Origin of the sequence: Streptomyces sp. H39-C1 (assembly GCF_027158125.1) — a bacterium.
Lineage (GTDB): Bacteria > Actinomycetota > Actinomycetes > Streptomycetales > Streptomycetaceae > Actinacidiphila > Actinacidiphila fildesensis.
In genome coordinates this window covers 1-9,789 of record NZ_JAPVLS010000162.1, presented here as the reverse complement: position 1 = coordinate 9,789, position 9,789 = coordinate 1, and the positions used below count along the sequence as shown (strand labels likewise).

Below are 9,789 nucleotides of genomic sequence, written 5' to 3'. Positions count from 1 at the left end.
CGGTCGATCATCAACGCCTCATCCGGACCCGAAGCAGGCCGAGCCCGCAGCAATGTCGGCACCATCCACCCCCAGCGCACTCCTCAACACACCGTGTATACCCATAAGTTGAGGAATTCAGCACTAGTTGAACCAGGTGGAGATCTTCTTCTCCGTCGTGCAGCGCAAGGTCGTCTCGCCCAACGACTTCACCGACCTTGCCCAGGTCGGGGACCGGCTCCGAGCCTTCGAAGACCGCTACAACGCCACGGCACAGCCGTTCCAGTGGAAGTTCACCACCTCCGACCTGGACGATCTGCTGGCTAGGCTCGACCGGCACACCGCCGATCACCCAGAAGAATCCTCCGTCGCCCTGGCAGCTTGATCAACCCCCGAAGGACTTCGGACGCAGACCACAAGGGCTTGCAGGGAAGCAACACCTTGATCCCCTGCAAGCCCTTAGCAGCCACCTACGGGCACAGCCTTCAGTGTTTCTGCTCGCCCGAGCGGTCGGTGAGGCCGAAGAAGTCCATGACAGCGGCGCGCTGCGCGGCTACGGTCACCACTTGCGAGGGCTCCGCGGGCGCGAAGATATCGATCCGTTCGGTGGAAACACTGCGGCTCGGTTCGCTCAGCAGCTCGTAGACGAACCGCCCATCAGTCATTTGGGACTCCATCCCGGAGGTGGAGACGTCCGGGCGCGCTCCTTGGCAGCAGAGCAGCAGCCCGTGCTTTTCCAATTCTCTTCTGGCGTCCAGCAGGCACACGAAGAGATTGTCGCCAGTGTGCTCGGCGTGCGTGACGGCGCCATTTCTCGTCACGCGCAGAACATAGGGTCGCGTATCCGAGATCGCCAGCCGAACGGGTGTCCGACCTCCTTGAGCGTCCACCGCGAAAAGTTCGATGGTCTCGATCATGATCCTCCTCCGAAGCCCGGGTTGTCGACCCACGTTCCGTCCGGGTGCCAGCACCCCTCGATGTGTGACGGATCCACATGTCCAGGAAAAGCGATCTCTCGTTCGTGGGCCATCGTATTTCCTGGGATCCGGGCGTTCACGTCGATGCCGCCGGCGGCATCTCGGATCTTGTAGACATACCTGCTGCCCGCCGACCTGGTGACCGCGTAAGCGTGGGAACTGGTGGTGGAAATGAATCCCGAGGCTTCGGTCCACGTTCCTGATACACCGGCCACATGCTCCTCGAGGTTCATGTTCGTTCCTCTCGGCTCGAAGCCGATCCGAAAGATGTCGTCCGGGTGCCGGGTGTCGACCCGGTACACGGTGCAGGGGACGAGGCCCAGTGGGTCGCTCCATGAGAGCGGGTTGACCACATATCCGTGAGGGTTGGGCGCCGGCGTCAGGCCCAATGGGTCAGGTGATTGATACTGGGCGCTGTGGGGATCGTAGTACCGATGGAAATTGTAGTGGAGCCCGGTTTCGTCGTCGGCGTACTGCCCGGGAAAGCGCAGTCTGCAGTCCGCCTCTCCGGTTTCTTGCTCGAAGGGCGCGCCCCACAAGGAAGCTTGGCGCTGCCAGGCGATGTCACCCGCCGTGTCGATCAGCTCGGTCGGGGTACCGACGGCATCGCTGACGATGGAGTAGAAGCGCCGGTCCACCTCGGCCTGATCGAACTGGGCGAGTGGGCGCCGGCCGTCCGGTTCCCATTCCCACGTCGTGGTGGAATTGGCTTCGGTTCGCTCGGCCAGCCGGAGGCCGTCCCAGCTGAACTCGATGTGTTCGGCCGCAGCCCCTTCAGGTGTGGTCCGTCGCTTGGCGATCCGCCGACCCAACGGGTCGTACCGATACTGCCAGCGGCTGCCGTTCGGCTGGGTCGCCTCCGTCAGCCGGTCGTCCGCATCCCAGGTGAACGTCCAGACGTGTGATCCACCCGAGAGCAAATGCTGGACGCGACGGATCACCCGCCCTTGGCCGTCGTGCTCGTAGCGGGTTCGCCCCGCACGACGGATGAGGGTGCCCACTGCCGTTCGAGTTCCGGAAACGCCCTCCGGCTGACCGGCCCAGGAGGTGTCCGTGACATTGCCGACGCTGTCATATCTGTACGATTCCGGCCGTGTGTGGCTGCGGATGGCCGTGACGCGGCCGCCAGGTCCGAGGTCGAACTGCCGTGGATCCTGGGTGAGGTCGTCGACCGCGATGATCTGGTCGTCAGGCCGGAAGGTGAAGGAACGCTGTTGCACGGGACCGGTGGCGTCCCCGGCCCCGGTGATCGTCTGTTGGACCATCCGGTGGGCGCTGTCCCAGTCCTGGCTGAGGACCGCTCCACCACTCAGCGACCGCCGTGTCTCATGCCCGGCTGCGTCGAACGTGAAAACGAGCGGGTGGCCGGCGAGCCGCAATTCTGCTGGGCGGCTGTTCGGGTCGTAGGACCATTCGCTCGAAACCCCAGCCGGGGTGGTTCGCTTGGTGCGCCGTCCCAGGAGGTCGTGCACCACCGTCAGCGTCCGGTCGTTGCACGTCTCGGCGGTGATCCGGCCCAGCGAGTCGCGTTCGAAGGAGAGGTCCGCATGGGCGTTCGTCGCGCGGACCAGCTGGCCGGCCGGGTCGTGCGCGAAGGTGGTGACCCCTCCGTCGTGGCGTTTTTCCACCGCCCTGCCCAGTTGGTCGTACCGGAAGTGGGTGACCTGGCCGACGCCATTGGTGCGGCTCGTCAGTTGTCCTGCGTTGTCGTATCCATAGCTCATTTCCCGGCCGTTGAAATCTATTTCACGAACAAGGCGCCCGGCGGGGTCGTATTCGTAATGCCACTGCAATCCTGCAGCATTGTGCACCGATGTGAGTCGCAGCTCTGTATCGTATCGGAACTCCGTTCTGCTGCCGTCGGATTCCACCCGGGCGGCCAAGGTGTCGAACGGAGCAGATTCGAATCGGGTAAGCTCTCCGAGGGCGTCGACATACTGCAATTGGTTGCCCTCTGGGTCCCGTTGCCACGACTCGACCGTCCCTCCGGGACCTGTGCACGAGGTCAGGTGGCCCTCGAGGCTCCAGGTGAATCGGGTGGTCCCGCCGGAGGCATCGATGACGGAGATGACCCTGCCCATGGCGTCCCGCTCGTATCGCGTCGCGCAGTCTGAAGGATCGATGACGACTGTCGGCAGTCCTGCGCGATCAGTAGTGATCCGCCGCACCGCGCCGAGCGGGTCGGTGATGGATGTCAGATCTCCGCGCTCGCCGTACTCGTAGTCGGTCGTCGCGCCGAGGGGGTCCCTGATCCGCCGCATGTTCCCGGAGTCGTCGTACTCGCGTTGCCAGAGTGCGCCACCTGGCTGAGTGACCGTCACCGGCAGGTGCAGACTGTTGTATTTCGCTGTGCCCGTCGATCCGTCCGGTCGTGTGACCCGCAGCAGATTGCCGGCGATATCGTAGGTGTAGTGGGTGGTGCGGCCGAGCGGGTCCGTACGGGAGATCAGCCGGTCGTGACGATCCCACTCCGTCAAAGTGGCGTTGCCGAGGGGGTCGGTCAGCCGGACGAGCTGGAAGTGCTCGTTGAACTGATACGTCGAGGCGTTGCCGAGAGAATCCGTCGCGACGGTGGTACGTGCCACCGCATCGTATACGTAGTGATATTCCAGGTATCCGCCGGTGCCGGTCGTGTGAACGCAGCGGCCTTGGTCGTCATACGTGTAGCGGTACGACGTGTCATTGCGGTCCTGCCAGCCGGTGATACGGCCGTGGGAGTCGTAATGGAAGGCGAGGGGGAGTCCCGATGAGTTGGTGATCCCACCGAGATTTCCCTCCGTGTCGTAGCTGTAGCGCAGCAGCAGCGTCGGGTCAGCGCCGGAAAGGAGCCGCAGAGCGGTAATCCGGCCCTGGTCGGTCTCGATACCGAGGTGATAGCCGCCGTCGTGAACGATCGCGGTGGGACTGCCGTCTGCGCTGTATTCCAAGCGGATCCGGTCTCCGTTGCGGTCCGTGATCGCGACCAGTGGCATCTCCGCACTGCGGGTCACAGCGGCGAAATGCAGGGTGTGGCCGGTCTCGGGGCGGTCTATGCGTATCTGTCCGCCGGGGAATCCGTCCCACTCCAGCGGCCAGCGGGGTCCCTCGCTGGGCATGCGGGGGGTACGCGGCGCCGGGACGGGATAGTAGAGAACCATGCCGTCCTCAGAGGTGTAACGCACTCCTTGATCGTCCAGGATCAGACGCTGATCCAGTGTCGAGGCCCAGGATTTTCCGAACCATCGTCCCGCGCGGTAGGACGACACGTGGTGGCGCTCCAGCACGAGGGGCAGATTGCCCGGCAGCCGGACATCAGTCGCTGACATGACCATCTCGCCGGTCGCCACGTCGATGGGGTCGCCGCACTTGTTGCGCTTGAACATGGTCACGCCCGACTTGCGCATCCAGGCCGCGCCTTTGCGCAGACCGCCCGCAAGGTCGCCGAGATGACTCCCCATACCCTTCATGAGCTTGGGCAGGTTCTTGGCCATCTTGAGGAGGCCACCTGCGGTGGTGAGGCCCTTGAATCCGGGTATGCAGTCGAGGGCGGCGAAGAACACGTCCCAGAGGCTGGCTTTGCCTTGCGCGTATTTGATGACGGTATCGGCGAGCACGACCAGCGCCGCCGCCAACACGATCCAGGCCAGTGGGCCGCCGATGATCATCACGACGATGCCGAGGACCGCGACGATGACCTTGCAGACCGCGACGATCTCGTCCCAGTGGTCGGCGACCCAGTCGACCGCCTTCTCCCACCAGTGCTTGTTCTTGATCCCCGCGTCCGACGCCTCGTGCAACCCGTGCTCGGCGGTGCTCGCCGCGGTGTCCCGCAGATGCGCCGCCTGAGCCGCCAGTTCCTTCGCCGCGTCCAAGCGCTGCTGCGCGTCGTGCACCGCGGAGTTCGCGGAGTTCTGCGCGTTGGAGGCGTCCAGCGCGTTCCGGGTGGCGGTGCGGACCTCCTCGGCCGATGGCGGCTCCACGCCTGGCTTCGGGTCCGCCTGGTACTCCTTGGACTTGTCCCCGGCCCGCTTCACCCAGTCGTTCGCGTTGGTCTGGGTGGTCTTGGCGGCGTCCAGATCCTGCCGGGCGGTACGCCCCTGGGCCAGCGCCCGGTCGGCGTCCGCCTGCGCGGTCTCCAGCTTCGGCCAGTACGTCTCCAACGCCCCCGACGCCAGCCGGTAGGACTTCTCCAGCTTGGTCAGCTCGCCCGGCAGGTCCCCGAACTGCTCCCGGTAGGCGTCCGCCGCCAGACCCGCCCAGTCCTGCACCGCGTTGTTCCCGCTCAATCCCCGCACCGAGCGCAGTGCCGAGGAGACGTCGTCCGCGAAGTCGCCCAGCTTGCGGGCGAGTTCCTTCACCTCGTACGGATCACCTGGGACCGGATCCCGATCCAGGTCGAGTATGTGCCAGTCCGTAGGCCGATTCCCCATGTATGTGCCCCCGTGCATCGACTAGCCGCCGCAGCTCCTGTCACTGTGCGAACACTTGACCCTACTGAACGGGTTCGAAGCGGTCGACCGGGCCATGAGGACGGAGGACTTCCCGCCGCAGGTCAAACCGTGAGGGTGCCCGACCTACCACCGCAACCGGCACGGACTGTCGACTTCCCGCAAACGGGCGGATCAGCCTACGGAGCGGTCGTAAGGCAGAGAGCCGTGCGCTCTCTCGCCTGTCTCTCACAGGCTTCTCACGGACGAGGTGTCACGGAGGCGGAGCGGCCGTCATGGAGGTGGCCGTCGAACGGGACCTGACCTGGGCGATCGGGACCGCGCCGGACCAATTGATACGGTCCGTCAGGCAGTGACGAACGCTGGGGGTCAAGGGGTCGCAGGTTCAAATCCTGTCGTCCCGACGGTGCTGAAAGGCCCGCTGGCTGGGAGAAATCCCAGGTCAGCGGGCCTTTTGCATTGCTCTGACTAGGCGTCAAAGTGACAGCCCATCAGATGCTTGGGGACCAGCTGGGGACGGTGCTGAGGAAGAAACCCCTGATCAGGCCCTGTTTGCTTGGGGACCATGATCGCGAATGGTTGCTCCTGCATTGTCCGGTTTCTACAAGACCCGCAGGGTCGCGGCGAGCGGGTCCGAGGGCCCGGGGGCTCCGGCCAGGTGGGCGCTGAGCGATCGTCCGGCGGCGACGATGGCTTGTAGGTCGGGGTGGAGGTAGCGCTGGGTGGTGAGCAGCGAGCCGTGGCCGGCGATGAGCCGCAGGACATGCAGTGGCACCCCGGCGTCGGCCATCCACGTCAGCCCGGTGTGGCGCAGGCTGTGACGGCGCAGCTTTTCGTGACCCAAGGAGCTGACGACCGCGTCCCAGTGGGTGGCATCGCGCAGGACGGCGGTGGTGATGCGTCCGCCGCGCGGGCCGGTGAACAGCCGGGCGTCGGGGTCGGGGCCGGCGGCCAGCAGGCGTTGCGCGATCAAGGGCCGCACTTCCTCGATGAGCGGGACGCGGCGGGCCGCTTTTGCCCTTGGTGCCCTTATCGGCGAGCCCGCCGGGGGAGGGGGTGGTCTGGCGGCGCACGGTCCAGATCCAGTTGACCGGGTCGATGTCCTTGACCCGCACGCCGGATGCCTCGCCGATGCGGGCGGCGGTGCAGGCCATGAAGATCACCACGCTGCCCCATCCGGCGAAGTTCCCGTGGGAACGTGCCACCAGCGCCGCGGCCAGGGCGGTGAGCGCCGCCCAGTCGGGCAGGGCCAAGGTGCGGGGGTCGTCGAGTTCGTCCTCGGCCTGCTTGTAGGCCGACTGCCAGCCCACGATGCGCGCGGGGTTGCGCGCGATGATGCCGTCCCGCACGGCCTGCTCCATCACCCGCACCAGGACTGCCAGGCTGTTCTTGACCGTGGAGCGCCCGCACTCGTCCGCGATCCACCCGTACACGCTGCGGTCCACCGCACCGTTGCTGATCATTGCGACCGGGATGTGGCCCAGGCTGGGCACCACTCGTAGCCGCCACCCCGCCAGATACGGGTCGGTGGTCTTGGCCTCCAAGCCGCGCAGGGCGAGCGGCATGTTGGCGTTCCCGAAGTCGGCCAGCGACTGATTGGACCGGGTCGGGTCGATCCCGCGCAGGGCTGCGGCCAACAGCGCGTCGATCCACTCCTGGGCTTCCTCGGCACTGGCCCGGGCTTCCGACAGGGACCGTCGTTTGCCGGTATGGGGATCGGTCCAGCGCACGCGCGCCCGGTAGGGAAACGGCCGGTTCGCACGGTGCTCGATATCGGCCGACAACGCCACGGCGATGGGCAATTGCTCTATGTAGGGCATCAGGCCGCCTGCGCGGGGTCGATGCGGCGACCAGCCAGCCACCGTTCGACATCGGCGGCGCCGTACATCACCACCCGCTCCGACAGACGGACGAAAGGCGGTCCCTGCGGGGGCCGTGCCGTCCTCCATCGACGGACCGAGGAGGCGTCCACCCGCAGCAGGCGGGCTATCTCCCCGGTCGTGTACCACCCCCCGGCCAGTGGGACGGGCGATGGCTCGATATTCATGGAACGGACATTTTCGGTCGTCGGTGCTTTAGGGTGCATGGACTTCCCGGGGGTTGGAGGGCAGGGTTGGGTTTGGCAACCGGACGCGGATTTCGGGATGCTGCGGGGAGGAGAAGTGTTCAGGGCGCCGGGCTCTGCTCGGGCAAGACACAACATTAAACAGAAGGCGCGCGAAGTCCAGCCCAATCGTTGCTAGTTCTCCAACGGAGAACACCGGTACCGGCCAGCGCCCCCTTAACAGTTCCAAGAAAGGCCCGAGGAAAAGTTTGCTTCAGTTATTGCTGGTCGCACTTCTCTGGATTCCTCGATTGCTTCCGGAACCGCTCTCGCCGCCGTGGGCATGGTGTAGGTGCTACTGACTGCACTCCGTGTTTAGGGGCGTCGTCGGAGTCCTTGCGAGGTTGAGTGGCGTCGAACCACTAATGATCCGCAGTATCACCGGTTTGGCTAACCGGCGATCCCCGGCTATGTTGCCGTGCCTCGAAGGGGTTGGGCGCACAACTACACGAGCGAGCCGCCACAGTTCAGGGGACGGCCGAGGGCGCACGGCACCTCGTGGACTGTCCTGGGGCGCGGAAGAGGCATCGGCCATCACGGCCGCTGCTGTGCTGCCGCCGGTACGGGCTGCCGAACAGTCCGAGGAGGACTCCGCCTGAGGATCACTGCACCGCAACGGGCCGGAACGAAAACCGCGTCCGGGCCACGATGGACCAGCTGGCTCCTGCGTGGGGCGAAAATCCGAACGGCGGCAAATGCGACATCAAGATCATCGCCGCGAAGCCGCTGTCGACGCACCGTCTTCGACGGCGCCCACCCCAATGCCCACCTTCGCAACGAGTCCATACAGCGCCTGCAGTCGCTCCAGGCCGCCGGAGACTCTCCCGACTCGAGAGACGCCCAGATCGCGGCTCAAAGGGAGGTGAAGAAGCTCAAGGTCCGACTCGCTCGCCCAATTGAACAGCGCCATCGAGGATCTTGCCGTCCTCCGGACCCGGGCCCTCGCCCGTCTGGCGGCCCCACACGAGAGGGGTCCGTGCCAGAGGGAGACCTCGGGACGTACGTCGTGAAGTTGTCCAGCTGACGGCTTTGACCTGGAGTGATGACGCTGAACAGGGCTCTGGCCTGGGCGGATCCGTCTTTCTGGATCTTTCAGACTCGTGCCCGGTTGTGCAGCTAATTCTCCCTACGCGCTCCCCAGGGCCGCTCGCACTCCCCGGATTCTCCCCAGATGGTCTGCCGTAGGAGGATCGCCTGCCCCGTCTGGCAGTACGGGTGTGTGAGTCGTGCCGATTCGCATTGCGTAAGCGCCCAGAAGAGATGTCGGCATTCGCCCGGTCAGATGTCGCGGAAGAGACTTGGGAGCGCGGTGACCTGCCACGATGAGCGGCTGATGGCCACTGACCTGCGCGAATGACCTTTCGGCTATTTCACGTTCGTGCCGGTTGATGAGGCCAGAAGTCCCAGGAAAGTCCCAGGGGGACTTCCACTGCTGACGGGTGCCTTTCGGTTCTATAGGGCAGGACGGGCTCGTCGAACGGCCCCGTTTCCAGCGAGGGCGGCGGAGCCTAGATGTCGAGTGACTGGCGTTCGCCAATCGTTGCGGGAATAGCTCCGGCTACCAGACGGGCAGCCAGGGCGACCGTGGTACCGAGCGTCAGTGAGGCGAGGGCCACCATCAGGGCGGCGACATGCACGGCACCGGCCAGGACGGCTAGGACAACTCATGTCGCGCCCGTGGCGGGTGGTCGGATCGGGTCGCACGGCGGTGCGGCGTGCGGGCCCGCCCCGCAGATGATCGGCTGCTCGCCGGATCGTGTTCCGGCCCGTCCAGGGGGGTCTGGCTGATGCACTGTCTGCTCTTCCCGCTGCCTGGGAAGGGCGGCGCCGCAGGCGACCCGCACCGTTACCCCCCGTTGCCACGACGCGGTCAAGGCCATCCGAACCCGACCGTGGCGGAGGCGGCGGGCAGAGACTTCCGCTACCCAGCGCCCCCGCTCGGCCTGCGTGCACCTCACACCTCAGTCGGGCAGCCGCCAAGATCCCGACGTGGGGTGAGTGATACTGCGACCAGCCATCTCAGGGTGTGGAGGTGGCAGCCAGGCGCAGCCTTGATGCTCCATAGACAGATTCTCCCCATTTCAAACATTGAGCCGCGCCAAGAGGCAGGGCCTCTAGGTAGAGCGTGGAGATGCTTATGAGGAGACCGCGGAAGAGGACCGGGGACATGGCGGACAGGGCTTGATCAAGTTCCTTAGGTGACCGGTTCGTTGGTGATGCCCAGGATGGGGAGTGCTCGTTGGGGTTCGTCGCGGATCGCCCGGGTGGTCTTGGCGATGTTGTCGGCTCCGAGGGTTTTCAG

The 9,789-nt window shown here is 65.6% G+C and carries 6 protein-coding genes and 1 pseudogene; 2 read left to right on the top strand and 5 right to left on the bottom strand.

Annotated features, from left to right (window positions below):
• The first annotated feature begins 127 nt into the window (after nt 1–127).
• Nucleotides 128–364: a hypothetical protein gene (locus tag O3W51_RS45955; protein ID WP_232486300.1), complete on the top strand. Its 237-nt coding sequence runs from the start codon at nt 128–130 to the stop codon at nt 362–364.
• Between the two features lie 100 nt (nt 365–464).
• On the opposite strand, the gene O3W51_RS45950 is transcribed toward O3W51_RS45955, so the two are convergent.
• The 4 genes and pseudogenes from O3W51_RS45950 to O3W51_RS45935 form a co-directional block, all read right to left on the bottom strand.
• Nucleotides 465–896 (bottom strand): hypothetical protein, encoded by a 432-nt coding sequence (locus O3W51_RS45950; protein ID WP_198359548.1) that lies wholly within the window; start codon nt 894–896, stop codon nt 465–467.
• A complete protein-coding gene (locus O3W51_RS45945) occupies nt 893–4,828 on the bottom strand; it encodes a DUF6531 domain-containing protein (protein ID WP_269289914.1) in 3,936 nt (1,311 codons plus the stop codon). The genes O3W51_RS45950 and O3W51_RS45945 overlap by 4 nt, the downstream gene beginning before the upstream one ends.
• A 15-nt stretch (nt 4,829–4,843) precedes the next feature.
• Nucleotides 4,844–5,365, bottom strand: a pseudogene (locus tag O3W51_RS49190) (WXG100 family type VII secretion target); the annotation flags it as partial.
• Nucleotides 5,366–5,984: 619 nt separating this feature from the next.
• Complete coding sequence (locus O3W51_RS45935; RefSeq protein WP_232486299.1) at nt 5,985–6,356, bottom strand: tyrosine-type recombinase/integrase; 372 nt, start codon at nt 6,354–6,356, stop codon at nt 5,985–5,987.
• Nucleotides 6,357–6,481: 125 nt separating this feature from the next.
• Between O3W51_RS45935 and O3W51_RS45930 the strand changes: the two genes are divergently transcribed.
• Nucleotides 6,482–6,676, top strand: a complete 195-nt coding sequence (locus O3W51_RS45930; RefSeq protein WP_232486298.1) for a hypothetical protein — start codon at nt 6,482–6,484, stop codon at nt 6,674–6,676.
• 526 nt (nt 6,677–7,202) lie between these two features.
• Here the strand turns inward: O3W51_RS45930 and O3W51_RS45925 are convergent.
• Nucleotides 7,203–7,430 carry a helix-turn-helix transcriptional regulator gene (locus tag O3W51_RS45925; RefSeq protein ID WP_198359546.1) on the bottom strand — a complete coding sequence of 76 codons (228 nt, stop codon included), beginning with the start codon at nt 7,428–7,430 and terminating at the stop codon, nt 7,203–7,205.
• Between the last annotated feature and the right edge of the window lie 2,359 nt (nt 7,431–9,789).

What these genes read in the sequence shown, in the direction of transcription:
- O3W51_RS45950 (WP_198359548.1), bottom strand. Translation starts at nt 896, where the DNA reads ATGATCGAGACCATCGAACTTTTCGCGGTGGACGCTCAAGGAGGTCGG.
- O3W51_RS45930 (WP_232486298.1), top strand. Translation starts at nt 6,482, where the DNA reads ATGTCCTTGACCCGCACGCCGGATGCCTCGCCGATGCGGGCGGCGGTG.
- O3W51_RS45925 (WP_198359546.1), bottom strand. Translation starts at nt 7,430, where the DNA reads ATGAATATCGAGCCATCGCCCGTCCCACTGGCCGGGGGGTGGTACACG.